At 64.1% G+C, this 26695-nt stretch carries 27 protein-coding genes; 10 read left to right on the plus strand and 17 right to left on the minus strand.

Going from position 1 to position 26695, the window contains the following annotated elements; genetic code table 11:
* The first annotated feature begins 284 nt into the window (after positions 1–284).
* Complete coding sequence (locus ACTIEZ_RS08240; protein WP_439546187.1) at positions 285–1982, plus strand: amidohydrolase; 1698 nt, start codon at positions 285–287, stop codon at positions 1980–1982.
* A gap of 3 nt (positions 1983–1985) precedes the next feature.
* On the opposite strand, the gene ACTIEZ_RS08245 is transcribed toward ACTIEZ_RS08240, so the two are convergent.
* Positions 1986–2915, minus strand: coding sequence for a pilus assembly protein TadG-related protein (locus ACTIEZ_RS08245; protein WP_439546188.1), 930 nt, complete (start codon positions 2913–2915; stop codon positions 1986–1988).
* Positions 2915–3520 carry a TadE/TadG family type IV pilus assembly protein gene (locus ACTIEZ_RS08250; RefSeq protein WP_439546189.1) on the minus strand — a complete coding sequence of 202 codons (606 nt, stop codon included), beginning with the start codon at positions 3518–3520 and terminating at the stop codon, positions 2915–2917. The genes ACTIEZ_RS08245 and ACTIEZ_RS08250 overlap by 1 nt, the downstream gene beginning before the upstream one ends.
* Positions 3521–3700: 180 nt before the next feature.
* Here ACTIEZ_RS08250 and ACTIEZ_RS08255 point away from each other — a divergent pair, with 180 nt between their 5' ends.
* The 4 genes from ACTIEZ_RS08255 (at position 3701) to ACTIEZ_RS08270 (ending at position 7919) form a co-directional block, all read left to right on the plus strand.
* Positions 3701–4246 carry a GNAT family N-acetyltransferase gene (locus ACTIEZ_RS08255; protein ID WP_439546190.1) on the plus strand — a complete coding sequence of 182 codons (546 nt, stop codon included), beginning with the start codon at positions 3701–3703 and terminating at the stop codon, positions 4244–4246.
* A gap of 327 nt (positions 4247–4573) precedes the next feature.
* Complete coding sequence (locus tag ACTIEZ_RS08260; protein ID WP_439546191.1) at positions 4574–7144, plus strand: TonB-dependent receptor plug domain-containing protein; 2571 nt, start codon at positions 4574–4576, stop codon at positions 7142–7144.
* Positions 7145–7168: 24 nt separating this feature from the next.
* Positions 7169–7357: a hypothetical protein gene (locus ACTIEZ_RS08265; protein WP_439546192.1), complete on the plus strand. Its 189-nt coding sequence runs from the start codon at positions 7169–7171 to the stop codon at positions 7355–7357.
* Between the two features lie 91 nt (positions 7358–7448).
* Entirely contained in the window at positions 7449–7919 is a 471-nt protein-coding gene (locus ACTIEZ_RS08270; RefSeq protein ID WP_439546193.1) for a Rid family hydrolase, read from the plus strand.
* A 45-nt stretch (positions 7920–7964) separates the two neighbouring features.
* Here ACTIEZ_RS08270 and ACTIEZ_RS08275 read toward each other — a convergent pair whose 3' ends face one another.
* On the minus strand, positions 7965–8603 hold the full coding sequence (locus ACTIEZ_RS08275) for a carbonic anhydrase (protein WP_439546194.1): 639 nt from the start codon (positions 8601–8603) through the stop codon (positions 7965–7967).
* A 12-nt stretch (positions 8604–8615) separates the two neighbouring features.
* Positions 8616–10196, minus strand: coding sequence for a SulP family inorganic anion transporter (locus ACTIEZ_RS08280; protein ID WP_439546195.1), 1581 nt, complete (start codon positions 10194–10196; stop codon positions 8616–8618).
* 143 nt (positions 10197–10339) lie between these two features.
* On the opposite strand from ACTIEZ_RS08280, the gene ACTIEZ_RS08285 reads away from it, so the two are divergent.
* A complete protein-coding gene (locus ACTIEZ_RS08285; protein WP_439546196.1) occupies positions 10340–10999 on the plus strand; it encodes an MBL fold metallo-hydrolase in 660 nt (219 codons plus the stop codon).
* A gap of 152 nt (positions 11000–11151) precedes the next feature.
* Here the strand turns inward: ACTIEZ_RS08285 and ACTIEZ_RS08290 are convergent, their stop codons facing one another.
* The 5 genes from ACTIEZ_RS08290 to ACTIEZ_RS08310 all read right to left on the minus strand — a co-directional run bounded on the left by ACTIEZ_RS08290 (position 11152) and on the right by ACTIEZ_RS08310 (position 15835).
* On the minus strand, positions 11152–11565 hold the full coding sequence (locus tag ACTIEZ_RS08290) for an MAPEG family protein (RefSeq protein ID WP_439546197.1): 414 nt from the start codon (positions 11563–11565) through the stop codon (positions 11152–11154).
* Positions 11565–12362, minus strand: a complete 798-nt coding sequence (locus ACTIEZ_RS08295) for an outer membrane protein assembly factor BamD (protein ID WP_439546198.1) — start codon at positions 12360–12362, stop codon at positions 11565–11567. Before ACTIEZ_RS08295 ends, ACTIEZ_RS08290 begins: the two co-directional genes overlap by 1 nt.
* Positions 12363–12424: 62 nt before the next feature.
* Positions 12425–13867 carry an aldehyde dehydrogenase family protein gene (locus ACTIEZ_RS08300; protein WP_439546199.1) on the minus strand — a complete coding sequence of 481 codons (1443 nt, stop codon included), beginning with the start codon at positions 13865–13867 and terminating at the stop codon, positions 12425–12427.
* Positions 13868–13912: 45 nt separating this feature from the next.
* Positions 13913–14887, minus strand: coding sequence for an NADPH:quinone oxidoreductase family protein (locus tag ACTIEZ_RS08305; RefSeq protein WP_439546200.1), 975 nt, complete (start codon positions 14885–14887; stop codon positions 13913–13915).
* A gap of 42 nt (positions 14888–14929) precedes the next feature.
* Entirely contained in the window at positions 14930–15835 is a 906-nt protein-coding gene (locus tag ACTIEZ_RS08310; protein ID WP_439546201.1) for a hydrogen peroxide-inducible genes activator, read from the minus strand.
* A 132-nt stretch (positions 15836–15967) separates the two neighbouring features.
* Here ACTIEZ_RS08310 and ACTIEZ_RS08315 point away from each other — a divergent pair, with 132 nt between their 5' ends.
* From ACTIEZ_RS08315 to ACTIEZ_RS08330, 4 genes are all read left to right on the plus strand, one after another.
* Positions 15968–16516, plus strand: coding sequence for a peroxiredoxin (locus ACTIEZ_RS08315; protein ID WP_439546202.1), 549 nt, complete (start codon positions 15968–15970; stop codon positions 16514–16516).
* 183 nt (positions 16517–16699) lie between these two features.
* On the plus strand, positions 16700–17218 hold the full coding sequence (locus ACTIEZ_RS08320) for a carboxymuconolactone decarboxylase family protein (protein WP_439546292.1): 519 nt from the start codon (positions 16700–16702) through the stop codon (positions 17216–17218).
* Positions 17219–17396: 178 nt separating this feature from the next.
* The gene (gene epsC, locus ACTIEZ_RS08325) at positions 17397–18068 is read left to right on the plus strand and encodes a serine O-acetyltransferase EpsC (RefSeq protein WP_439546203.1); all 672 of its coding nucleotides are present in this window, start codon (positions 17397–17399) and stop codon (positions 18066–18068) included.
* Between the two features lie 31 nt (positions 18069–18099).
* Positions 18100–18441 (plus strand): DUF2794 domain-containing protein, encoded by a 342-nt coding sequence (locus tag ACTIEZ_RS08330; protein WP_439546204.1) that lies wholly within the window; start codon positions 18100–18102, stop codon positions 18439–18441.
* A 4-nt stretch (positions 18442–18445) separates the two neighbouring features.
* Here ACTIEZ_RS08330 and ACTIEZ_RS08335 read toward each other — a convergent pair whose 3' ends face one another.
* The 8 genes from ACTIEZ_RS08335 to ACTIEZ_RS08370 form a co-directional block, all read right to left on the minus strand.
* The gene (locus ACTIEZ_RS08335; RefSeq protein ID WP_439546205.1) at positions 18446–19456 is read right to left on the minus strand and encodes a hypothetical protein; all 1011 of its coding nucleotides are present in this window, start codon (positions 19454–19456) and stop codon (positions 18446–18448) included.
* Between the two features lie 26 nt (positions 19457–19482).
* On the minus strand, positions 19483–20379 hold the full coding sequence (locus tag ACTIEZ_RS08340; protein WP_439546206.1) for an SDR family oxidoreductase: 897 nt from the start codon (positions 20377–20379) through the stop codon (positions 19483–19485).
* Positions 20380–20536: 157 nt separating this feature from the next.
* Positions 20537–21253, minus strand: a complete 717-nt coding sequence (gene phoB, locus ACTIEZ_RS08345; RefSeq protein WP_439546207.1) for a phosphate regulon transcriptional regulator PhoB — start codon at positions 21251–21253, stop codon at positions 20537–20539.
* Between the two features lie 24 nt (positions 21254–21277).
* On the minus strand, positions 21278–21994 hold the full coding sequence (gene phoU, locus ACTIEZ_RS08350; RefSeq protein ID WP_439546208.1) for a phosphate signaling complex protein PhoU: 717 nt from the start codon (positions 21992–21994) through the stop codon (positions 21278–21280).
* A 31-nt stretch (positions 21995–22025) separates the two neighbouring features.
* Complete coding sequence (gene pstB, locus ACTIEZ_RS08355) at positions 22026–22772, minus strand: phosphate ABC transporter ATP-binding protein PstB (RefSeq protein WP_439546209.1); 747 nt, start codon at positions 22770–22772, stop codon at positions 22026–22028.
* Positions 22773–22810: 38 nt separating this feature from the next.
* Entirely contained in the window at positions 22811–24136 is a 1326-nt protein-coding gene (gene pstA, locus ACTIEZ_RS08360; RefSeq protein WP_439546210.1) for a phosphate ABC transporter permease PstA, read from the minus strand.
* A complete protein-coding gene (gene pstC / locus ACTIEZ_RS08365) occupies positions 24136–25530 on the minus strand; it encodes a phosphate ABC transporter permease subunit PstC (protein WP_439546211.1) in 1395 nt (464 codons plus the stop codon). Before pstC ends, pstA begins: the two co-directional genes overlap by 1 nt.
* Positions 25527–26597: a substrate-binding domain-containing protein gene (locus tag ACTIEZ_RS08370; protein WP_439546293.1), complete on the minus strand. Its 1071-nt coding sequence runs from the start codon at positions 26595–26597 to the stop codon at positions 25527–25529. Before ACTIEZ_RS08370 ends, pstC begins: the two co-directional genes overlap by 4 nt.
* Between the last annotated feature and the right edge of the window lie 98 nt (positions 26598–26695).

Consider the following 26695-nt stretch of genomic DNA (forward strand, 5'->3'; position numbering starts at 1 on the left):
GCACTGTGGGCCCCGGCACCGGCATGCAAAACTGGCGTATTGGGAAGGATCGGCCAGCCGGCCCTTTGCGCCGGACGGCCTGTCCTACAACCATATTTTCGCGGTAAAGGCAGCCTCATGACCGCTTCAGTGCCTTGGCCGCTGCACCGACCGGGTCCGGCATCCGCCGGATATTTCAATGTAATCAAGCGCCAATCCCGCCGGATTCGGCAAATGTGTCAAAACTCGAACCCCCTTGCACCACGCCGCCACCTCGGCGACCATGGCCGCAAGGGGAACCAGCCATGATCATGGACACCAGCCGCCGCAGCGTCATCACCGCCGCCATGGCCGCCCCGCTGTGGGCCGGTTGGGCCGCCCGCGCCGCTGCGCAGGAACGCGATGCCGATACGATCCTCTACAATGGCCGGCTGATCACCATGGACGATTCCAGGCCGCGCGCCGCCGCCATGGCGATCAAGGCCGGGCGCATCATGGCGGTGGGCGATGACAGCGTGCGCGGCCTGGCGGGAAAGGCCACACGGCTGGTCGATCTGAAAGGCGCCTGCGTGGTGCCCGGCTTCATCGATTGCCATAATCACGCCCGCGGCGAGGTGCTGCTGTATGATGTGCTGGTCGGCAATCCGTTCGAGGTGGAGTTCGTCACCATTGCCTCGATCATCGAGAAATTGCGCGCCCGCGCCGCGCAGACCCCGCCCGGCCATTGGGTGGAAGGCTATTTCCACGATGACACCAAACTGAAGGACGGCCGCAGCCTGACCATCGATGATCTCGATCAGGTGAGCAAGGATCACCCGGTTGCCGTGCATCACCGCGGCGGCCACACCGATTTCTACAACAGCAAGGCGTTTGCGCTGGCCGGCATCACGGCAGCGGCGACCAACCCGCCGGGCGGCACCTTCGATCGCTTCCCGGACGGCCGCCTGAATGGCCGCGTGACCGATACCGCGATGCGCGTCGTCCGCAGCGCCGGCCCGGCCACGACCATCGCTGCCGCCGACCGCGCGCAGCGGGCGCGGGCCGGCATCGCCCATATCTCCGAATCCTTCGTGCGCTATGGCCTGACCGGCGTGCATCACCAGGGCGGCGATCTGGCGGCCATCCAGGATGTGCGCGCCGCCGGCAATCTCAAGCACCGGGTCAGCTATGAAGCGCAAGGCGCGTTTGTCGATCAGATGATCGCGGCGGGCCTGAAAACCGGCTTTGGCGATGATTGGGTGCGACTGGGCGCCACCGCCGAACACACCGCCGATGGCAGTTTTTCGGAACGCACCATGGCGCTTTCGACGCCCTATGAAGGCAGCAACCCGCCCTACAGCGGCAACATCACCGAGCCGCAGGATGTACTTGATGCCTGGGTGGACAAGGTGGTCGCCGCCGGCATCCAGCCCAATTGCCATGCCAACGGCGATGTCGCGATCGCCATGGTGCTCAGTGCGTTCGAAAAGGCCGTTGCCCGGCACAAGCCCCGCGATTTGCGGCCCAAGATCACCCATTGCACGCTGGTGAACCCGGATATCCTGAAACGCATGGCGGCGCTGGGCGCGGTGCCGGCGGGCTTTACGACCTATAATTATTACAACAGCGACAAGTTCAAATATTATGGCGAGGCGCGGATGCGCTGGTCGATGGCCTATCGCAGCTTCATCGATTCCGGCATCAAGGCCTGCGCCGGCAGCGATTTTTCGCCCGGCCCGTTCGCGCCGATGATGGGCATTCAGGGCATGGTGACCCGCACCGGCTGGAACGGCGAAACCTGGGGCGCCAACCAACAGGTGAGCGTGATGGAGGCGATCCGCATCAACACGCTGAACGGCGCCTGGGCAGCGAAGGAGGAGGCGATCAAGGGCAGCCTGACCGCCGGCAAATTGGCGGATTATGTCGTGCTGGCCGATGATCCAACCACAATCGCGGCTGACAGGATCAAGGATATCAATATCGTCGAAACCGTCGTGGATGGCCGCAGCCAGTATCGCGCCTGAGCCTCAGCGCACGATGCGCGAGGCTGCCGCCGTCGCGCCAAAGGCACAAAGCGCGGTGCCGGGCAATGTCGCGGAGGTGTTGAGCCGGTTGTTGTAGGTCGCGGTGCCGCCCAAATTGATGCGATTTGGCGGCACCGTCGGGCTGGACGATTGCACGCGAAAAACGATGTTCGTCGCATTTTGGCCCGGCAACGCCGGGTTCAATTGCACATTGGGGACCACAACCCAGAATTGGCCGGCAGCCGGAGCGGTGAATTCGAATGTGCCGGCATGCTGCGACGGCGACGTGATGCGGATGGTGATGGTCGTGACACCGGGGTTCCAGTTGTCGACGCGGACAATCGGATTGCCATCAGGGGTCGCCCAATAGCAAGTGCCGGTGTGACCCGAACCGGCCGAACAGGGGTTGCCCATGGTCACGACGGCCGTGCGCCCCGGAATATTGTTGCTGATCAACGACAAGGACGGATGCGACGGGCACAGGGCCGTCGCCGATGCCGACAGATCGATGCTGTTCATGCCAAGAATGCTGCCGAACACCAACCGGTGGGCATTCCCGTTTGCATCGGCCAGCCGGGTGGTGATGCGCACGGCGTTGCGGTTGCTGGTGCCCGCAGTGAAAGCCCCGGTGGTGGCATTCCAGGTGCCGCCCTGCACGTCGCTGCCAGCCAGCACCGTTCCATAACTGTCTGCCGGCAGATTGAGTCCGGCCACGCGCTGCGCTTCCACTGTGGGGTCGCTGCCGGGATCGAGCTTTCGCGCGCCGGCGGCAGCGGCGGCATCGGCCGCAACTTGCAGTTGCGCTTGCGCCAACCGGATTGACGCGCCGTCGACCGCAAAGCCGACGCCGGCGGTGAGAACCGGCAAGGCCAGGGCAAAGATCGGCGCAATGCTGCCGGCCTTGCCGCTGATGAACTGGCGGAAAGGGCTCATCATGCTTCCTTGACCATGGTGACAACCACCGAAACATTGTCCGGCATGGGTGCCAGCGGCAAGACTGTGGCGCGCTGCGAAGAAAATCTCAGTCTGGCAGTCACGTCTCCGCCGACAACGGCATCGATGGCTTCAGCATCGATGCCATTGCCCCCCGACGCGCCACAATCATCGTTGCCGCCACTGCCATTGCCATTGCCATTCCCGTTGCCGTTGCCATTCCCATTTCCGTTACCTGCCCCGCAGCCGCCCGGGCCATAGCCGCCGGTATCGGCGGAATCGCCATTGCCCTTGCCGCAATCGCGGTCGCCGTCATCGTCGCCTGGTGAAGCACTTGGCTGGGCTGTCACCCAGGGCGGCAAGGCTGCGATCATCATTGCTTCGGCGCCGGCTTCGTCGACACGGCCCACCGCCAGCGCTCTGGCGGCGTTGCGTGCGCCATTCAACGCCACGTTCCAAGTATAAAACAGCACGCCGTACTGCAGCGTGCCGCACATCATCAACAAGAACACCGGCAAAATCAGCGCGAACTCGAACGCTGCCGACGCGCGGCGGTCGCCTACCACGGTCCAGCCGGCTCTTAAGCTACGCAACTTGCTACGCATGGCGGAAACCGCAACCTTTCTGTAACGCCATTGACAGCGACCAGTGGCCGGGAGCCCGGCGAGTCGGGGATAGCTGAAATAGTTTTACAAAAGGTTCCGTTTATTTGACAGTTCACGTGCCAGCACTTGCATGAGATCACGAATTGAGCGTGACTACTCACGACGGCAAATGGAGACGAAATGACTGCTCTGATTACCATCCGCCCGGCACGCGCCAGTGAAGTGGCTGCGCTCGAGATATTGATAGCCGCATCGGCCCGCGCGCTGAGTCAGGGCTTTTATTCGCCCGCGCAAACCGAGGCGGCCATTGCGCATGTATTTGGTGTGGATAGCGAATTGGTAGCCGATGGCACCTACCTCGTTGCTGAAGGCACGGATGGCATCGCCGGCTGTGGCGGCTGGAGCCGACGCGCCACGCTGTTCGGCGGTGATCGTTATGCGGGACGCCAATCGGGTCTGCTCGACCAGGCCGTTGATGCGGCCAAGGTGCGCGCCTTTTTCGTGGCGCCACACGCGGCGCGGCGCGGCGTTGGCGCAGCGTTGCTGCAGGCGTGCGAAACTGCCGCGGCGGCGGCGGGCTTTGCCCGGACCGAGTTGATGGCCACACTGCCGGGGGTGCCGTTCTATGCGGCGCATGGCTATCACGCTGCGCCCACGGTCACGCTTGATTGCGGCAACATCGACGTGCCGTTCGTGCCGATGCACAAACCACTTTTGCTGCGCTGAGTGACGGTTTGACGCACAGACTATTGCGCGAACGCCGCGCCTGACACCTGTTACATTACGGCAACAGGCCAGCCGACAATTTTGCCGGTGCACAAATAGCGTATGTCGTGAAGCGACGGTTGAACGCTTGAAGAGGCAAGCCACAGTCTGGTGCAGGCTTTGGCGGCTGGGTGTGTTGCGTGAAATTCGGCGAATATTGCCAGCGGATGGGCTGCGTGCGTGCAGCCTGAGGCGGTCGGATTGGCTGGAGCGGATGCACCACGGCTTGAGGATCAATCGGCAAGCGAATTTGGAAACCAGGGGACTGACATGATGCAAAACAAAAAAATGGCCCGGACGGGCGACTTCAAGTTGGCTACCTCCGTGCTGGCCATGATGCTGGCTGGCATGGCCGTTCCGGCACTGGCCGCGCAAGCGGATGCCGATGATCAGTCGACCACGGCTGTCGCTGACGAAAACAAGGAAGATTCGACGATCATCGTCACCGGTACCCGCCGGACCGACCGCACCGTCGCCGAAAGCGCCGTGCCGATCGACGTGTTCACCGCCGACGATTTCAAGGCGCAACCCGCGCCGCAGTTGCAGACGATCCTGCAAACGCTGGTTCCGTCCTTCAACCAGCAGCGCAACCTGCTCGGCGACGCTTCGGCCTTCGTGCGTCCGCCGACCCTGCGCGGCCTGCCGGCCGACCAGATCCTGGTGCTGATCAACGGCAAGCGCATGCACCGCTCCGCGCTGGTGCAGGTCGCCGGTGGCGCGCTGAACGCCGGCGCCCAGGGCGCCGATCTTTCGCAGATTTCCAGCCCCGCCGTTGGCCGCATCGAAGTGCTGCGTGACGGTGCCGCCGCGCAATATGGTTCGGATGCCATCGCCGGCGTGATCAACATCGGCCTGCGCCGTGACACCGGTCTTGAATTGACGGCACGCTATGGCCAGTCCTACCGCGGCGACGGCCAGGACACGCAGCTTTCCGCCTTCTACGGCACCAAGCTGGGTGATGATGGCGGGTTCCTGAACGTCACCGGCGAATTCATTGATCAGAACGTGTTTGATCGTTCCGTGAACCGTCCGGCGATCGCGCCGCTGGCGGCGCTGGGCATCACGCCCGATCAGCCGACCGGCAACCGGCTGGGCGGCCCGGAAAACCGCGCCTACCGTGCCACCATCAATACCGAAATCCCGGCCGGTGACGTGACCTTCTATGCCTTTGCCAACTATGGCTGGCAGCGGCAGGGCAATGATTTCAACTATCGTGCCCCCGTCACCACCACCCACGATCCGATCGCGGGCCGTCCGGGTACGACTACCACTAGTCGCGCCATCCCGCCGGTGTTCCTGGATCGCATCGGCTTCGATGCGCAGGGGCGTCCGCAATGGGACGTGAACGGCGCCACCTTCAATCTGTTCAACGACACCCGCTTCCCGACGTTCGGCAACGGCTTCATCCCGTTCTTCGAAGCCACCAACGAAGACATCGGCATCGTCGGTGGTTTGAAGGGCGCGGAATTCGGCATCAAATATGATGTCTCCATGATGTATGGCACCAACCAGATCCGTTATTTCATGAGCGACACGGTGAACGCCTCGCTGGGCCCGGCCACGCCGACCAGCTTCTACATGGGCAAGTTCGTGCAGCGCGAATTCAACCTGAATGCCGATTTCAGCACTGAAGCCGAAATCGGTTTTGCCAAGCCGCTGTTCATTGCCTGGGGTTTTGAAGCTCGCCGCGAAGCCTTCGAAGTCGGCCTTGGCGACCGCGCGTCGTGGGAGGTCGGCCCGTTTGCCTCGCAGCGGCTGTTCCAGTGTACGCTCGCCGGCGCGCCCGTGCGCTGCGGAACCCCGGGCGCATCCGATCCGGCGTTCGTGCGCAACCAAACCGTGCTGCCCGGCTCCAACGGCTTCCAGGGCTTTGGCCCGGCATCGGTGACCGAAGGCGGCCGCAACAACTATTCGGCCTATCTCGATTTCGAAGCCACACCGGTGGAGGGCTTTGATGTCGGCGTTGCCGCGCGTTACGATTATTTCAACGACTTCGGCGACACGTTCAACGGCAAGATCAGTGCGCGCTATGCGTTCAACGAAGCAATCGCCATCCGCGGCGCCGCATCGACCGGCTTCCGCGCGCCGACCCCCGGTCAGCAGTTCACCCAGAACCTGACCACAGGTTTCCCGTTCGGCTCGACGGCGCCCTTGGGCGTGCAGACCGCACGGCCGGACAGCCCGATCGGCCAATTCTACCTTGCCCAGCCGCTGTCGCCGGAAAAGTCGACCAGCTTCTCGGGCGGCCTGGTCTTGCAGCCGGGTGGCGGCTTCAACGTCACCCTGGATTATTACAACGTCAGCGTGCGTGACCGCATCGGCATTTCGGGGCTGATCAACCCGAACATCGTCAATGCCAATGGCCAGACCGACGCACAGTTCCTGTTGTCGCAAGGCATTGCCGAAGCGGCGGAATTGGGTGCGGTGCGTTACTTCACCAACGCCTTCGACACCCGCACGCAGGGTGTCGATCTGGTGATCCAGCACAAGGCAGACACCGGCATCGGTCGTTTCAACACCAGCCTCGCGGTCAACTACAACCGCACCAAGGTGACTGACCGCACGGTGATCAACGGCACGCTGGCCAGCGGGCGGGTGCTCAACAACTTCCGGCCGGTTGACGATGTTCGTGTTGGCAACATCGAAGGCGGCGTGCCGCGCTGGCGCGGGGTGCTGTCCACCAACTATCGCAACGGGATCTTCGATGCGACGGGGCGGGTGAACTATTTCGGCAGCTTCACCAGCTTCTTCGATCCGATCACCGGCGGGATTGGTCCGACGCCGAGCGTGGGGGTAAACACGCTGGCCGAAGCCCAGGCCCTCTATCCCAACCCCTTCTCCAGGCGGTTTGGCGCTTAGGCCAGCATCGACCTTGAAGTGGGTGTGACCTTCCAGGAGCGCTTCCGCATCGCGGTGGGTGCGCAGAACCTGCTGGGCACCTTCCCGGCCCGTGAAACCCGCAACATCTTCCCGGCGACGGGCGGCGCGGCCAACGGTTCGATCTACAACGATTTTGCACCGATTGGTCAGTTGGGCGGCTTCTGGTACCTGCGCGGTTCGGCTCGCTTCTAACCACGCCAGGGCAGCATTATCGCTTGCCAAGCACGGGCGGCAGGGCAATCCTGCCGCCCGTTGCCGTTTCAACCAACCGGAGGATCACCCCATGAAATATTTCACCCTCGCTGCGGCCGGTCTGGCCCTGGCGTTGACCGCGCCCGCCGCTGCCCAGAATGTCGAGAAGATCGGCCCGCCCGGCGGCCGCATCCTCACCGCTGCCAAGGTGAAGGCCACTGCCGAAACCCTGTATCTGTCGGGCACGCTGGCATCGCCGACCACGGAAGGCGGCAAGGAATATGGTGACACCAAGACCCAGACCATCTCCACGCTGAAGAACATCAAGGCGCGACTGGAAGCCGCCGGTTACACGATGAAGGATATCGTGCGGATGGACGCCTATCTGGTGGCGGCGCCCGGCATGGACGGCAAGATGGACTTCGCCGGCTTCAACGCCGGCTTTGCCGAGTTCTTCGGCACCGCCGAAAACCCGACCACCGTCACCCGCACCACCATGCAAATCGCCGCGCTGGCCGGCCCGCAGTTCCTGGTCGAATTGACGGTAATCGCCGCCAAATAAGCAACAACCAACGGGGCTGCCGGCACCACCGGCGGCCCCGTTTCGTTACAGCAGCACGCGTTCCGGCTGGGGCAGTTCGGCCAGCACGGTATCGGCATCGATGCGCATCAACGGCTTGATATGGCCATCGCGCAGATCATACACCCAGCCGTGCAGCGTCAATGGCTTGCCGGCTGCAAAGGCCGACTGCACCGGTTCCGTGCCGGCCAGATGCAGCAACTGGTCGCGCACATTGACCTCCACGAGCCGGTTGACCCGCTCTTCACCCGGCGGCAGCGCCTCGATTTCGGCGCGGTGATCGTTCAGCACCTGATAGGCATGGTCCAGCCAATCGGCGATCGGGCCTTCCACCGTGCCATCCAGCGCGGCCTGGATCCCGCCACAGCCATAATGGCCACAGATCACCACATGGGCGATTTCCAGCACGTTCACCGCATAATGCAGCACGGCCATCAGGTTGCGATCGGTGGGATAGACCAGATTGGCGATATTGCGGTGCACGAACAGGCCGCCGGGCAGCGCCTGGGTCATCTGGTCCGGCGCCACCCGGCTGTCGGAACAGCCGATCCACAGGAACGCCGGGCGCTGCAGATTGACATTGCGTTGAAAAAACTCGGGGTTTTCATGCAGCATCTCGGCCGCCCACGCCCGGTTCGACAACAGAAGCTGATCAATTTCCTTCATGCCAAATAGTCCTCAGGTCGCGCGGGCGCGGGTGGTCGGGGCATTGATCAAACTGGCGGCGCGATGGCTGTGATCGGGGCGCACCCGCACTTCGATATTGCGGAAGGCGGCCCCGCGCACGAACCCGTTGATGATGTCGATGCAATCCAGATCGACATAGGATGTGGCGGAAAGATCGATCAGCACGGTGCTGCCATCCGGTACGCGCCCCAGCGCCTCCTGCAGCGCCGGCTTGTGCATGAAATACAGGTTGCGCCGCGCCCGCACCATTTCGGTGCCGCCATATTCGACATAGGTGACGATATTGCCGGTCGAGCGCCAGATCACGAAGCCCATGCCCACCGCCAGGCCGATGCCGATGCCGACCAACAGATCGGTGAGCAGGATGGCGACGACGGTGATCACGAACGGGATGAACTGGCTGATGCCCTGCTTGTAACGCTGCACGAACAGCGCCGGTTTGGCCAGTTTATAGCCGGTGGCGATCAGGATTGCCGCCAGCGCCGACAGCGGGATCAGATTGAGGATGCCCGGAATGATCGCCAGCCCCAGCAGCAGCCATATGCCGTGCAGGATCGTGGACAATTTCGAATCGGCACCGGATTCCACATTCGCCGAGGATCGCACGATCACCGAGGTGACTGGCAGGCCGCCGAGCAGCCCCGATGTCATGTTGCCGATCCCCTGTGCCATCAGTTCGCGGTTCTTGTCGGTAATGCGGCGCTTGGGATCGATCTCGTCGACGGCCTTGACCGACAGCAGGGATTCCAGGCTGGCCACGATCGCCAGTGTCAGCGCCGTTGTCCACACGGCACCATTGGTGATGGCGCCAAAATCCGGCAGACGAATCTGATCGACCAGATCGAACGGCGTCGCCGACACCGGCACCTGCACCAGATGGCTGGCCTCTATGGCAAAATCCGGCGCGAACTGGCGGAACAATTCATTGGCTGCGACCGAGAACAGCACCACGACCAGCGGGCCGGGGATCAGTTTCAGCGGGCCGTCCTTGGGCTTGGCCTTGTCCCACCAGAACAGGAAGGCCAGGCTGACGGCGGCGATGATCGCCGCGCCCCACAGAAAATCCTCGTTGATGACCCGGATCAGCGTTGTGAACGTGTTCTCCCCATCCGGCTGGAAGAAACGCATATCGCCTTCGGGATCACCATCATAGCCCAGGGCGTGCGGGACCTGTTTCAGGATCAGGATCAGGCCGATCGCCGCCAGCATGCCGGTGATCACGGCGCCGGGCACGAATTCGGCAATCACCCCGCCGCGGGTCACGGCAAACAGCAATTGCAACACCCCGGCAAGCACCACCGCCATCAGAAAGGCTTCGAAACTGGGCAGGTTGGTGATCGCGGCCAGCACGATCGTGGTCAGGCCGGCCGCCGGCCCGGATACGGACAGCGGTGAGCGACTGAGTGCGCCAACCACGATGCCGCCAACGATGCCGGCAACCATGCCCGACATCAGCGGCGCACCCGAAGCCAGCGCAACGCCCAGGCACAGGGGCAGCGCCACCAGCGCCACCACGATCGAGGCGGGCACGTCCTGCCGCCAACTGGCGAACATGCTGCTGGTCTGCTGCATCCGGGTGCATTCCTAATGTCTGATCATGTTCGCGCGGGCGAAGGAGAAATGTGACTAACATTGCAGGCTGGCGATGTCACGGCATCTCCTCCATGCTTTTGTGCGGCTTGCACTGGCCGGCGCCACACGGCACACAGGCAGGCATGACCAACGCTCCGCTTCAGGCCGTCATCATCCCCGTCACGCCGCTGCAGCAGAATTGCACCTTGTTGTGGTGCACCAAGACGATGCGCGGCGCCTTCACCGATCCGGGCGGCGATCTCGATCGGCTGATGCACGAAGCCACCAGCCGCGGCGTCACCATCGAAAAGCTGCTCGTCACCCACGGCCACATCGATCATTGCGGGCTGACCGCAGTGCTGGCGCGGCAATTGTCCGTGCCGATCGAAGGCCCACACCGCGACGACAAATTCTGGATCGACATGAACCCGGCGCAGGGCGCGGCCTATGGCGTGCCCGGTGCCGAAGCCTTCACGCCGGATCGCTGGCTGGACGATGGCGACCAGGTGACGGTGGGTGATCTGGTGTTCGATGTCTATCACTGCCCCGGCCATACGCCCGGCCATGTCGTGTTCCACCATGCCCCATCCAATCTGGCCATTGTCGGCGATGTGCTGTTCCAGGGCAGCATCGGCCGCACCGATTTTCCGCGTGGCAATTTCAATGATCTGGTCGCGTCGATCACCGGCAAATTATGGCCGCTGGGCAATGCCACGGCGTTCGTGCCCGGCCATGGCCCGATGAGCACCTTTGGCCGCGAGCGCCAGGCCAACGCCTTTGTTTCGGACCGGATGCTGGCCTGATTCCCAACAATTGTGCTTTACAAGGTGATCAAAGTTACCCTTTTGCAGATCTATTGGCACGTTTATCCGCCAATTCGTGCCAATAGTTTACCCGCCGCTGCCGCGTGCTGGCCAGTATAACGCCAATTTCGGCGTGTAGGACAGGCCGCGTCTCAGATGAAGTCGGTGGGGCCGGACCGTGGGGCGAGGCCGAGCCACAGCGCCCAGAGCGACAGCGCCAATATCAGCAGCCAGCTCGCCAGGGCGCCAACCGCGCGGAATGGATTGGGTGACGGCCGCATCATGCCGATGGCATGAGCGATGCGCGCCACCACCAACAGGCCGCCGGCGCCCCACAACAGCGGCGAGCCATGGCCGGAAGCCAGTTCGACCGCAGCCATCAGGATCAGGATCAGCGGGACATGTTCGGTGAAATTGGCATGGGCGCGGATGCGTTGCAGCATCTGCGCGTCGCCGCCGTCACCGATCATGATCTTGCCCGACACGCGGCGGGCGACCACCCCCCAGGTCAGCCCGAGGAAGATCAGCCCGCAACAGCCGGCGGTGATCATGGTGACCAGCAACATCAGGCCGCTTTCTTGGCCGCTTCGGGCACGAAACGCTGCACCAATTTATAGCTGCGATCATACCATTTCGAGGCGGGATAATTATTGCCCAGCACGGCGGCCGCCTTCACCGCTTCTTCCGGGATGCCCATCGCCAGATAGGATTCGACCAGCCGGTGCAGGGCTTCGGGCGTGTGACTGGTCGTGTCGAAATTGTCGATCACGTTGCGGAAACGGGTGATTGCCGCTAGCTGCAGGCCCTGGCCCTGATAGAAACGGCCGATTTCCATTTCCTTGCCGGCCAGGTGATCGCGGGCCAGATCGATCTTCAGCCGGGCATCGGCAGCGAAATCGGTGTTGGGATAGCGGCGGACCAGTTCGCCCAGCGCATCGAGCGCCTGCTGGGTGATCTTCTGATCCTTGTTCACCGGCATGATCTGATTGTAATAGCTCAAGGCGACCATGTAATAGGCATAGGGTGCCTCGCGGCTGCCGGGGTGCAGCGACAGGAAGCGCTGTGCGGCACCAATGGCTTCCTGATAGTCGCCTGACACATAATAGGAAAAGGATGACATCAACTGCGCGCGGCGCGCCCACACACTATAGGGGTGCTGCCGTTCGACTTCATCGAATTGCGCTGCCGCGAGCCGATACTGGCGCTTGTCCAGCGTCTGGCGGGCGGCGCTGTACAGGGTTTCGACATCCTGCGCGATATAGCGCTGGTCTTTCTTGGCCTTGCCGCCGCCGCCATTGGCACAGGCCGACAGCAGCGCCAGAGCGGAGAGCGACAGGAGAGCGGCGCGGGGGAAACGGGGCATGATGGCCTCCTAGCAGGATGGCCGGGCCGGGGAAAGATGGGAGCGGCGGCGCAGCGATGCGATCAGAAATCCTGTGGTCGCCGCCTGATCACCAGATTGCGGATTTCCGTCATGTCCTCCATCGCGAAGCGCACGCCTTCGCGGCCCAGGCCGCTGTCCTTCACGCCGCCATAGGGCATGTTGTCGACGCGGTAGCTCGGCACATCGTTGATCACGACGCCGCCGACATCGAGCGTGTCCCAGGCCTTGAGCATGTGGAACAGGTCGCGGGTGAAGATGCCGGCCTGCAGGCCGAACTTGCTGTCGTTGACCATGTCCAGCGCTTCGTCGAACGCGTGGAAACGCGCGAAGAACGCCACCGGGCCAAAGGCTTCCTCGGTGTTCAGCTTGGCGCTGCGTGGCACATCTTCCAGCAGCGTGGCGGCGAGCATGGCGCCTTCGCGCTGGCCGCCGCACAGCAGTTTGGCGCCGCCGGCCACCGCTTCCTGAATCCAGTTGTCCAGCCGGGTGGCTTCCTTCACGTCGATCATCGGGCCGACGAAGGTGGCTTCCTCGCGCGGGTCGCCGGCGATGAGTTTGGCAGTGCGCTCGACCAGCTTGGCCTTGAACGCGTCGTACACCGCATCATGCACCAGGATGCGCTGCACGCCGATGCACGACTGGCCGGACTGATAGAAGGCGCCGAACACGGTGCGATCGGCGGCATCATCGAGATCGGCATCGGGCATGATGATGACTGCGGCGTTCCCGCCAAGCTCCAGCACGACCTTCTTCTTGCCGGCGCGTGCCTTCAGATCCCAGCCGACATCGGGCGAGCCGGTGAAGCTGAGCAGTTTCAGCCGATCATCGGTGGTGAACAGGTCCGCGCCATCGCGGTGCGCCGGCAGGATGGCGAAGGCACCGGGCGGCAGATCGGTTTCGGCCAGCACTTCGCCGATGATGATGGCGCCCAGCGGCGTGCGGCTGGCCGGCTTCATCACGAACGGGCAGCCGACCGCAATCGCCGGCGCGATCTTGTGCGCGGCGAGGTTGAGCGGGAAGTTGAACGGCGACACGAAGCTGCACGGCCCGATCGGCACGCGTTTCCACATGCCCTGATACCCCTTCGCACGCGGCGAGATATCAAGCGGCTGCACTTCGCCGGTCATCCGCACGCTTTCTTCGGCGGCGATGCGGAACGTGTCGATCAGCCGGCCGACTTCGCCGCGCGCATCCCGGATCGGCTTGCCCGCCTCGATGCACAGCGCATAGGCCAGTTCCTCGAAGCGTTCGGTGAAGCGGGTGACGCAGTGGGCGAGCACGGCCTGGCGTTCATAGCTGGCCATGCGCGCCATCGGTTCGGCGGCGGCCACGGCCGCGGCAATGGCGCGATCGATGGTAGCAGCATCGGCCATGGCGACACGGGTGGCGGGCTTGCCGGTATATTTGTCGGTGACGACCAGATCGGTGTTGGGCTGTTCGGCGCGGTTGGCGACATACAGCGGATAAACATCTCTCAGCGTCATGGCCCGTTTCCCCCGATGTTGGCCGCCCACCCGGCCCTGAACATTTCAAACTGTCAGCACGACCTTGCCCAGCGCCTTGCGGTCCATCATCCAGCGGATGGCCTGGGCGCCTTCGGCCAGCGGGAAATGCCGCGAGACGTGCGGCCGCAATTTCCCTTCGGCGTACCAACGCAGCAATTCTTCCATGTTTTCGCGGTGCAGCGCCGGTTCGGCCTGGGTGAAGGCGCCCCAGAACACGCCGACGATGCTGGCGCCCTTGATCAGCGGCAGGTTGAGCGGCAGCGCCGGGATGGCGCCGGCGGCAAAGCCGACCACCAGATAGCGGCCGTTCCAGGCGATGCCGCGAAATGCCGGCTCGGCAAAGCGATCCCCGACCGGATCATAGATCACGTCCGCCCCGCGCCCGCCGGTCAATTGCTTGATGCGGTCCTTCAGGTCTTCGGTGGCGTAGTTGATGACCTCGTCAGCGCCCATCTGGCGGCACAGGTCCAGCTTTTCATCCGACGAGGCCGCCGCGATGACCTTGGCGCCCATCACCTTGCCGAGTTCCACCGCCGTCAGGCCGACGCCGCCGGCGGCGCCGAGCACCAGCAGCGTTTCGCCGGGCTGCAGATTGGCGCGCTGTTTCAGGGCGTGATGGCTGGTGCCATAGGTCATGGTGAAGCCGGCGGCGATGTCGAACGGCATGTCCGGCGCCATCTTCACCACCTGGCCGCGATTGGCGATCACGGCCTCGGCCATGGCGCCATGGCCGGTCATCGCGATCACGAATTCGCCGATCGCGATATCGGTGATGCCTTCGCCGATGGCACTGACGATGCCGGCACATTCACCACCCGGGCTGAATGGCAGGGATGGTTTGAACTGATAGAGATTCTGGATGATCAGCGTGTCCGGAAAATTGACGCCGACGGCCTTGACGCTGATCCGCACCTGGCCCTTGCCGGGTTCGGGCAGCGCGACATCGGCGACCACCAGTTTTTCCGGGAGCCCATGTTCCACGCACAATACAGCCTTCATTCCACTCTCCCCGTCATGTCTTGTCTTCAGCATAGCGGCGGCTCACGCCAGCGCCAATCCTGCCATTATCGATTCGCCCAGCAGCCGGAATTCGGCTTCGCGCGGGGAGCCCTGCCGCCAGACCAGGGCAAGCGTGCGCGAGGCATCGCCCGACACGGGCCGCGCAATCAGATTGGTGCCGGCCAGGATGCCGGCATCCAGCGCCAGTTTCGGCACCAATGTCTGCCCCAGCCCGCCGGCCACCATCTGGACCAGCGTGATCAGGCTGGTGCCGCGGTGGGCGGGATCGGCGCGCAGTTCAGGCCGGCCGCAGGCGGACAGCGCCTGGTCCTTCAGGCAATGCCCATCCTCCAGCAGCAGCAGGGAATCGGAATCGATCGAATCGGGCGCCACGGCCGGCGGCGGATCGGGCAGATCGCCCGGCGCAAACACCAGGAAGAACGGGTCTTCGAACAAGGGCATCACGGCAAGGCCCGGCGTGTCCCACGGCAGCGCCAGCAGCACGGCATCGAGCATGCCACGGCTGAGCGCCTCGGTGGCCGGGCCGCTCATGTCTTCGCGCAAATGCAGTTTCAGATCGGGATAATCGCTGCGGATATGTGCCGTCACGCGCGGCAGCAGATAGGGCGCGACAGTGGGAATCACGCCCAGCCGCAATGGCCCGGCCAGCGGCTTGTCCCCGCCCACCGTCAGCCCGACCAGTTCATCGGTTTCGCGCAGCACGGCATAGGCCTTGGCCACCACGCGTTCGCCCATCGGCGTGAAGCGCACGACGCGGCGGTTGCGCTCCACCAGCCGCACGCCGAGCAGCGATTCAAGCTCGGCCAGGCCAGCCGACAGGGTAGACTGGGTGACGAAGCAGGTTTCCGCCGCGCGGCCGAAGTGGCCGTGGATGTGCAGCGCGGTGAGATACTGCAATTGTTTCAAGGTGGGCTGATAGGCTGTCATTGATGTAATCGATTTGTAACAGAGATATTATCGATTGGATTTCTATCTCTTGACGGCGCATCTAGCAAGCCGTCGGCAGCGCTGCGGTGCTGCTGAAGCGATTTTCACCTCCGCAACCAAAGGATATATCTCATGGCGCTCACTGTTGGCGATACCGTTCCGTCGTTCGTTCTGCCGGTGCAGCAGGGCGTTGCTGCCCTGCCGGCTGGCGAAACCCTGGACATCACCACGGCCTATCCGGGCAAGTGGAAGATCCTGTTTTACTGGCCGAAGGATTTCACCTTCGTCTGCCCGACCGAGATCATCGGCTATGGCGATCTGCTTGGTGATTTTGCCGATCGCGATGCCGTGCTGATCGGCGCATCGACCGACACCGATTTCGTGCACTTCGCCTGGCGCAAGAGCGACGAGCGCCTGGCCGCCTGCGAATTCCCGTGGCTGGCCGACAACAACAAGCTGCTGGCCAATGCGCTGGGCATCGTGGTGCCGGACGCCGGTGTCGCCCTGCGCGCCACCTTCATCATCGATCCGGAAAATGTCATCCAGCACATCACGGTCAACGGCCTGAACGTCGGCCGCAACCCGGCCGAAACGCTGCGCATCCTGGACGCGCTGCAGACCGACGAGCTGTGCCCGTGCAACTGGACCGAAGGCCAGGACGTGCTGAAGCCGGCCGCGTGAACCGCAGCCGGGCGTGTGGATAGCGCAGCGCGCTATCCACACGCCCGGCAAGGTCGGCCGGGCGGGCGCGGCGCGCACTTGCGCCGCGAACCGCTACGACGTCAGCCGCGGCTTTGCCGCGGCCCCTTCCCCTTTTTCCACCGAAAGCCCTCGCCTGGACTGGCAGAGGGGAAAGGAAGAATGATGAACTTTTCCGAACTCGCCAAGACCTTGCCGGATTATGCCAAGGATCTGCGGCTGAACGTCTCCAGCTTGTTGACCGAGCAATTGCTCAGCGATCAGCAGAAGTGGGGCACCATCGTGGCCGTTGCCCATGCCTGCGCGCACAAGCCGTTGATCGAGGCGGCCGAAGCCGAAGCGGCGACCAAGCTGACGCCCGAAGCGCTGAACGCTGCCAAGGCCGCCGCCAGCATCATGGCGATGAACAATATCTATTATCGCTTCACCTACATGGCGTCGCGGCCGGATTACAAGACGATGCCGGCGAAGCTGCGCATGAACGTGATCGGCGCGCCGGGCATCGAGAAGGCCGATTTCGAGCTGTACAGCCTGGCGGTGTCGGCAGTGAACGGCTGCGGCATGTGCATCGACGCGCATGACAAGGTGCTGGCCCAGCATGGCGTGGGTGCTGACAAGATCCAGGCCGCCGTGCGCATCGCGGCGGTGGTGCATGCGGTGGCGAGGACACTTCAGGCGCTGTAACGCCGCCAGCAGGCAACGCAGGCGCTGTAACGCCGCCAGCAAACAACTCGGCGCTCTGAACGCATTGATGAAAAACATGTAAGGCCGGTCACCCGCACAGGGTGGCTGGCCTTTTCCTTCATTTGCGGCTAAGCGACGCTCAAATCCATGGCTTATCTGCAGCCATGGGGAGGTGCCCATGGGACTCATCGCCTTTCTCGACTCGGTGAAGCAGCGCGATCCGGCGCCGCGTTCGCGATGGGAGATCCTCACCTATCCCGGCGTCTGGGCGCTGGGCTTTCACCGCATTGCCCATGGCCTGTTCCGCGCGCGTTTCTTCTTCCTGGCGCGACTGGTCAATCATGTCAGCCGGCTGCTGACCGCCATCGATATCCATCCCGGCGCCCGCATCGGCCGCAACTTCTTCATCGATCACGGCTTTGTGGTGATCGGCGAGACGGCGGAGATCGGTGACAATGTCACCATCTATCAGTGCGTGACGCTGGGCGGCACCGATCCGGCCGGCGGTGCGGGCGGCAAGCGCCACCCGACCATCCTGGATGGCAGCATCATCGGGTCCGGCGCGCAGGTGCTGGGGCCGATCACAATTGGTGCCAATGCCCGTGTGGGGGCCAATGCCGTGGTGACGCGCGATGTGCCGGCGGGCGCGACGATGGTCGGCATCCCGGCGCGCCCGGTGGTGGTGGCGGCCGAGGATTATGTGAAGCCGTTCATGCCCTATGGAACGCCATGTGCGCAGAAATTCGATCCCGAAACCCAGAAGCTGGAACTGCTGCGTTGCGAGATCGAGGTGCTGAAATCGCGGCTGGACGAATTGACCCGCGAGGAAGCGCACCGGAAGGCCGGTTGACCTGCATCGCCCGTCGCGCCACATTTGCGGCGTGAGCAATATCATCCCGCTTCCGGCGACCCCCGGTGTTCGCCAGATTGCCTTCACCCGTATCGAGCTTGATCGCATCATGTCGCTGTATGGCCGCATGGTCGCGGCCGGGCTGTGGCGCGATTATGCGCTGGAACTGGGCGCCAAGCAGGCCAGTTTTTCCGCCTTCCGCCGTGCCGCCGAGAATCCCGAAGCGCGGCTGGTGAAGGACCCGGCGCTGCGCAATCGCCAGGGCGAATGGGTGCTGTATGGCGAAGGCGGCGTCGTGCTGAAGCGCGGCCATGAACTGGCTGGCGTGCTGGCGGTGCTGGAGCGCCGGCTGGTGAAAGCCATCGAAGCCTGAGCGTTCAGGTGACGACCAGCGGCAGCCGCGCCCGCCAATCCGCCGGCAATATCCGCAGCAACAACAGTCGCGCCGGTCGCCACGCGGCCGACAGCAGTACCAGCACCAGCCCGATGATCAGCAGCCCCAGGCTGGACCCGATCGAGAAATCGCCGCCCTGCCCCACCAGCGCCTGCACGGCATAGATCGCATAGCCCAACGCCGAAACGATCAGCGCCCGGCGATCGATGGCCAGCGCCACCAGCGTGAGCAGCGCAAAGGCCAGCACGGTGATGATCGCCGCCACCGGCCCGCCGGCGCTGTCGGCCAGGCCCGTGCCGCTGAACAGCGGGTGCACCAGCATCGGCGATGCCAGCAGGTGCAGCCAGAACGCCACATCGGACCGGCGGGTGACGCGGGCCGGATCGTGGCTGTCGAACCACATGGCCAGCGTGAACACAGCGGCGCCGCACAGCAGGAACAGGAACGGGGTCAGATCGACGCCGACCAGACCGAATGCCGGGCCGAACAGGCCGCCGCCGGTGCCGACCACGGCCAGAGACGCCGCCGCCGCGCCGGCCGCGACAGTGATCGGCACGCGGAACCGCCACCAATGCACAGCGGCCGCGCCAACCCCGCACAGGCAGGCCGCAACCAGCGCCGCGGTCGGCACGCCGGTGGTGACCATCGTCTGCACGCCGGCCAGGAGGGACAATGCCGCCGCCAGCACCGCGCCGACAAAGCTGAGCAACAACAGGATGCTGGGCAAGGCCATGCGCCGCCGCCGCGTGAAATATTCGGCCAGGCCCCAGCTGAGGGCGGCGATGGCCAGCGCTGCGACCAGTTGCGACGTCAGGCTGGCGATGGTGGCCACCGCCACCAGCAGCAAGCCGATCGCGATGGCGGCAAAGATATCGTTGAACCCGGTCAGCAGCCGGAATTGTTCCTCGTCCGCGCCGGCGGTGCCGCGCCGCAGATCGCGGGTGAACAGGACCAGGCGTTCGCGGGTGGCCGCATCCAATATGCCGGCGGCCACCGCTGCATCCAGGTCGCGTTCCTCGATCAGCGCGCGCCGCCGAGCGCCATCTGCGCCTGCGCGCTGCCATTGTCGGGCACGACTTCACCAGTGCGATCGCTGATTTCGGCAAAGCGCGCTGCCACGGTTTCGGCGGTCATTTCGTCCGCCGACAAATGGATGCCGCGAGTCAGCGTGACATAGGCGCGCTCGATACCGCCGCCGCCGGCATTGAGCACGACGTTGGTCGGTGCTTCTTCCGACACCAGATAGACCGACGCCGGCACCACGGTTTCCGGGCCCATCTTTTCCAGCATGGCCGGCGGCATCAGATCCTCGGTCATGCGGGTCGCGGCCAGCGGCGCGATGGTGTTGACGTGCACATTGTACTTGGCGCCTTCCAGCGCCAGCGTCTTCATCAGGCCGACCAGCGCCAGTTTCGCAGCGCCATAATTGGCCTGGCCGAAATTGCCATAGAGGCCAGTGGACGAGGTGGTCATCAGAATGCGGCCATAGCCCTGTTCGCGCATCAGTTCCCACACCGCCTTGGTGCAATTGACGCTGCCCATCAGGTGGACGTCGATCACGGTGCGGAATTCGTCCAGCGTCATCTTGATGAACGTCTTGTCGCGCAGGATGCCGGCATTGTTGATGAGGATATCGACCCGGCCCCAGCGTTCCTTGACGTTGGCGACCATCTTTTCGACCGCCGCCATGTCGGTGACGCTGGCGCCATTGGCCATGGCTTCGCCGCCCATGGCGGTGATTTCATCCACGACCGTCTGCGCGGCCGACAGCGACGCGCCGGAGCCATCACGGGCACCGCCCAGATCATTGACCACCACCTTGGCGCCGCGGCGCGCCAGATCGAGCGCATAAGCGCGGCCCAGGCCGCCACCCGCACCGGTGACAATGGCAACACGCCCTTCGAAGGAAAGCGACATCGGTTTCTTACCCCTGAAAATTCGGTTCGCCTGGTTTCGGCAAAGCCGCCATGCCAGGCCTGTTGTTCATACGGCCGGCGCACGCAAAGCGATGCCCGGCTGATCGCGCTTTAGCCGGGCCGGGGCGGCCTGCAAAGCGAAACCGGTTTGCGCCAGGTCAGGCGGCCTGCATCGCCGGGGCGCCGTCCAGCGAATAGCCGGCCGAACGCACGGTGCGAATCATGTCGGGCAGTTCCTCGCCGGTCGGCCCGGCATTGACCGCCTTGCGCAGCCGGCGGATGTGCACATCCACGGTGCGCTGTTCGACATAGACATCGCGGCCCCACACCGCATCGAGCAGCTGTTCGCGACTGAACACCCGGCCGGGATGTTCCAGAAAATGCCGCAGCAGGCGAAATTCGGTGGGGCCCAACTGCACGGTGCGGCCATCGCGCGTCACCCGGTGGGCAGTGGTGTCCATGGCGATGCCGGCAAATTCCAGTTGCCCGCCGGACAGCGCGGGCCGCAGGCGGCGCAGCACGGCACGGATGCGGGCGATGAGTTCGCGGGGGGAAAACGGCTTGGTCATGTAATCATCGGCGCCGGTTTCCAGACCGCGGATGCGATCGGCTTCGTCACCGCGCGCGGTGAGCATGACGATCGGCAGATTGGCGGTGGACGGCGCGCGACGCAGGCGGCGGCAAACCTCGATGCCCGAAAGATTGGCGATCATCCAATCGAGGATCACCAGATCGGGCTTTTCTTCCTCGGCCAGGGTCAGGGCTTCTTCGCCGTCGCCGGTGCGCACGACATCAAAGCCTTCTTTTTCGAGATTATAGGTCACCAGCTCGATCAGGCTGGCGTCATCTTCGACGAGGAGGATCTTGGCGCGCATCGGTCAGTCTCCCGGAGGGCAGGTTCAGGCAGGGTCTGGGCTGTAAACGGTGGCGGAAAAATCATTCTTCGGCCGTTCGGCGGGGCGTTGGCCGGTCACGGAAAAATGCACCATCTCGGCCACCGACGTGGCGTGATCGCCGATGCGTTCGAGGTTCTTGGCCACGAACAGCAGGTGCGTCGACGGGGTGATATAGTGCGGATTTTCCATCATGAAGGTGAGCAGCGAACGAAACAGCGAGTTGTAGAATTCGTCCACCTGCTGATCGCGGGACAGCATCGCCACCGCCTTCACTGCATCGCGATCCACGAACGCATCCAGCGTGTCGCGGATGATTTCGATGACGATGCGGGCCATTTCCGGGATGATCACGGCGGGGCCGACCGGCTGCGACTGCGCGACGACGGTGGTGCGCTTGGCGATATTCTTGGCATAATCGCCGATGCGTTCCAGCACGCCGGCGATCTTCAGCGCCGCCACGATCTCGCGCAAATCATCGGCCAGCGGCGCGCGCAAGGCGATGATGCGCACCGCCAGCACTTCCGCCTCGGCTTCCAGCTGATCGAGCCGCTTGTCGGCTTCGATCACCACGCGCGCCGCATCGATGTTGCGATTGACCAGCGCGTCGACGGCATCGGCGATCTGGGTTTCGCACAGGCCGCCCATGCGCGTGATCACCGCCCGCAACTGGGCGATGTCTTCGTCAAAGCTCTTGACGGTATGGGCGGTGACTTCAGGCATTATCGGTTCCTCATGGTCGGCTGGCGGGGCATCAGCCGTAACGACCGGTGATATAATCCTTGGTGCGGGTTTGCTGCGGGTTGGTGAAGATCGCCGGGGTGTCATCATACTCCACCAACGTTCCCAAATGGAAAAAAGCCGTCTTCTGGCTGACGCGGGCGGCCTGCTGCATGTTGTGGGTGACGATCACGATGGCATAACGACCGCGCAGTTCATCGATCAGTTCCTCGATGCGCGCGGTGGCAATCGGATCGAGCGCCGAGCAGGGCTCGTCCATCAGGATGACTTCGGGATCGACGGCGATGGCGCGGGCGATGCACAGGCGCTGCTGCTGCCCGCCCGACATGGCGGTGCCGCTGGTCTCCAGCCGGTCCTTCACTTCGTCCCACAGGCCGGCGCGGCGCAGGGCGCTTTCGACGATATTGTCCATATCGGCCTTGACGCGGGCGAGGCCATGGATGCGCGGGCCATAAGCGACATTTTCATAGATGGACTTGGGAAACGGATTGGGTTTCTGGAACACCATGCCGACGCGGGCGCGCAACTGCACGACATCCATGACCGGCGCATAGATATCCTGGCCATCCAGTTCGATCTGGCCTTCGACCCGCGCCGTGTCGACCGTGTCGTTCATGCGATTGAGGCAGCGCAGGAAGGTGGACTTGCCGCACCCCGATGGCCCGATGAAGGCGGTGACATGTTCGGCGGACACATCGATGGACACGCCTTTGATGGCGTGGGTCTGGCCATAATAGACGTGGACGTCGCGTGCCGTCATTTTCGGCACGCTGTTATGCCCGATTGCAGGATTCTGGTTCACCAGCGCCTCTCGAAACGGTTGCGAAGATAGATGGCCACGCTGTTCATCAGGATCAGGATGATCAGCAGCACCATGATGGCGGCGGACGTTTTCTCGACAAAGCCGCGCTGCACATCGTCCGACCACAGGAACACCTGCATCGGCAGCACGGTGGCCGGCGCGGCCAGGCCCTGCGGCGTGTCGGTGACGAAGGCGCGCATGCCGATCAGCAGCAGCGGCGCGGTTTCGCCCAGCGCGCGGGCGACGCCGATGATGGTGCCGGTCATGATGCCGGGCAGCGCCAGCGGCACGACATGCTGGAACACCACCTGGATCGGCGAAGCGCCGATGCCGAGCGCAGCATCGCGGATCGACGGCGGCACCGACTGGATGGCGACGCGCGAGGCGATGACGATGACCGGCATGATCATCAAGGCCAGGGTAATGCCACCAACCAGCGGCGAAGATCGCGGCATGCCGGCGTAATTCAGGAAAAACGCCAGGCCGAGCAGGCCGAAGATGATCGAGGGCACGGCAGCGAGATTGTTGATCGACAGTTCGATGATGTCGGCCAGGCGCCCGCGCGGGGCGAATTCCTCCAGCCAGGCGGCCGACAGCACGCCCAGCGGGAAGGCAATCGCAACGGTGACGAACAGCGTGAACAACGACCCCAGCGCCGCGCCGCCGATGCCGGCCAATTCCGGCTCGGTGGAATCGGCATTGCCGATGAAGGCCTGATTGAACACGGTGCGCAGCCGGCCATCCTTTTCCAGCCAGCGCCAATCCTCCACCTCGCGATCGGTGACGCCGCGGCTGTCGGCCGGGGCATCCAGATCATATTTGCCCTTGGCGAGCAGATCGATGCCGGAACGGACCGGCACCCAAAGTGTTTCCTTGCGGCCGAGCAGGGTCGGATCGGCCATCACCCGATCGCGCAGGGCCAGCCAGGCGGCATCGGACAGCGTGTCGGATGCGGGGCCAAGTTGTTCCGCGGCCTGATTCATCAGGGCGATATAGTCGGCGCGGGCCAGCACGGCCGGGCCATCGGGGCCGCGTGCCGTGGCCGGATCGACCCCCAGCGTGGCGGCGTCGAACATCACTTCCACGCGGGCTTCCGTGCGCAGGAAACCGGTCCAGCCGTCGCGGACGATGGTGAACAGCAGGAACGCCAGGAAGGAGAAGGCAACCAGCAGCGCGCCGGCGCCGAGGCGGCGGAAATTGCGCTCGGCACGATAGCGCGCGGCGATGCGGCCCTGCATTTCGCGCGAGGTCCAGTCGGTCGGCTGCCGTTCCAGCGGCACGGCTCCGCCAGACGCATTGGGGGGGGCGGCAAGCGTCGCCATTATTCGTAAGCCTCCCGATAGCGTTTCACGACGGCCAGCGCGTAGATGTTGAGCACCAGGGTCATGCAGAACAGCACAAGGCCGAGCGCGAACGCGGACAATGTCTTGGCACTGTCGAATTCCTGGTCACCGGTCAGCAGCGCGACGATCTGCGTGGTGACAGTGGTGACGCTGCTGAACGGATTGGCGGTGAGGTTGGCAGCCAGACCCGCCGCCATCACCACGATCATGGTTTCACCAATGGCGCGCGACACCGCCAGCAGCACACCGCCGACGATGCCGGGCAGTGCGGCCGGCACCAGCACCTTCTTGACGGTTTCCGACATGGTGGCGCCCATCGCCAGGCTGCCGTCGCGCATCGCCCGCGGCACCGCGGTGAGCGCATCGTCGGCCATCGAAGAGACGAACGGGATGATCATGATGCCCATCACCAGGCCGGCAGCGAGCGCGCTGTCGGCCGACGCATCGGTCATGCCGATCGCCACGGCGAACTGGCGCACCAGCGGCGCGATGGTGAGCGCGGCGAAGAAGCCATAGACCACGGTCGGCACCCCGGCGAGCAGCTCCAGCACTGGCTTCAGCCAGCGGCGCAAGCCCGGTGCGGCATATTGGGTGAGATAGATGGCCGACAACAGCCCCAACGGGATCGCCACCAGCATCGCGATGATCGCGCCGATGAAGATCGTGCCCCAGAACAATGGCACCGCGCCGAACGACCCCGTCGAGCCAACCTGATCGGCGCGCAGTGCGGTCTGTGGGCTCCATTGCAGGCCGGTGAGGAATTCGACCGGGGAGACCATGCCGAAAAAGCGGATGGATTCAAAGATCAACGACAACACGATGCCGAAGGTGGTGAGAATGGCCACCACCGATGCCAGCAGCAGCACGCCCTGCACCTGCGCCTCGACAGCAGTGCGGGCGCGGAAATCCGGGCGGATCCGGCTGTAACCCCACAGGCCGCCAGCGCACAGCAGCGCCACTGCCAGCGCGCCGGCCAGCAGTTCGCCATTGGCCACGGCATTGGCATAAATCGGCGCCAGTTTCGGCGCGACCGGGTTGAAGGCCTGCGGCAGATCGCCGGTCACCAGGCCACGCACCTCGTTCATCAGCGCGGATTGCGCCAATTTGTCCGCCGGCTGCTGATCGACCGGCAAGGCCGCAATCACCTGCGCAACCACGACGCGGTCCCCGAAAATGCCCCAGCCGGCCAGCACGATCAGCGCTGGCGCCAGTGCCAGCACTGCCACATAAGCCCCATGATAGACCGGGCGGCTGTGCACGGCGCCGAACTTGCCGCCGGTTGCAACGACCATCTTCCCGGCCCGCGCCCGCGCCGCCAGATAGGCGAGACCGGCCAGCCCGAGCACCAGCAACAGGGCAATCAGCAGCCTCATGACACGCTGGCCTCATCCATGTGGGTCAAATCGCGCGCCACGGCTTCGCCTTCGCGGCGCACGGCTTCCGGTGCCGCCACAAGCCCCTTGCGCGCCAGATAGCCCTTGCGGCCCCAGGTCGATTCCCGCGCATATTCGGCCAGGAATTCACGCATGCCACGCACCGCCGGCACATGCTGCGCCTTGACGTAAAGATAAAGCGGGCGGGCGGCGGGGAACACGCCGTTGGCGATATTTTCGTAGGTGGCGTGCACGCCGTTCAGCGGCACATCCTTCACCCGGTCGCTGTTTTCCTCCACGAACGAGAAGCCGAACACGCCGAGCGCCTTGGGATTGGCGGCGATTTTCTGGACGATCAGATTGTCATTCTCGCCGCCTTCGATGAAGGCACCATCCTCGCGCACCCGCTCACAAATTTGCTTGTGGGCGTTTTCGTCGGTCTTCTTCAGCGCCTGCATCGCCGGTTCGGTGTCACAGCCTTTCAGCATGTAGAGTTCGTTGAAACTGTCGCGCGTGCCCGATGTCGGCGGCGGGCCGATCACTTCGATGCGCAAATCGGGCAAGGCCGGATTGACATCAGACCAGAGCCTGGCCTGATTGGGGCCCTTGCCGAACGGATCGGCAGCAAGCGCCAGATAGACATCGCGCTCGGTCAAACCCGGAAAATTGGCGCGGCGGGCCTGCGCCACCACCAGGCCATCGATGCCGACCTGCAATTCGATGATGCCTTCCACGCCATGCTTGCGGCAGTCCGCGATCTCGCTGGGCTTGATGCGGCGTGAGGCGTTGGCCGCATCGGGGAATTGCACACCCAGCCCGGCGCACATCAGTTTCAGGCCGCCGCCGGTGCCGGTCGATTCCACGATCGGCGCTGGAAATTGCGGCCATTTGCGCTTGAACTGTTCGGCAACTGCCGTGGTGAACGGATAGACGGTGGACGAGCCGACGACGCGGATCTGCGTGCGGCTGCCGCCCGAGCAGGCCGCCAGGCCCACAGCCACCAGCCCGGCCAGCCCAAGGGCGGCGGCGTGGAAAGCGCGGCGACGATGCAGCAAGTTCAACCTCATCATGGCGCTGGCACGAATCACCGACATGATGATCCCCCGATATCCAGTGTCGCCTAGCCGGCGCTGGTGAGGGACTTATGACGTTATCATGACAAAAT

This window comes from Sandarakinorhabdus sp. (assembly GCF_051860625.1).
Taxonomy (GTDB): Bacteria; Pseudomonadota; Alphaproteobacteria; order Sphingomonadales; family Sphingomonadaceae; genus Sandarakinorhabdus.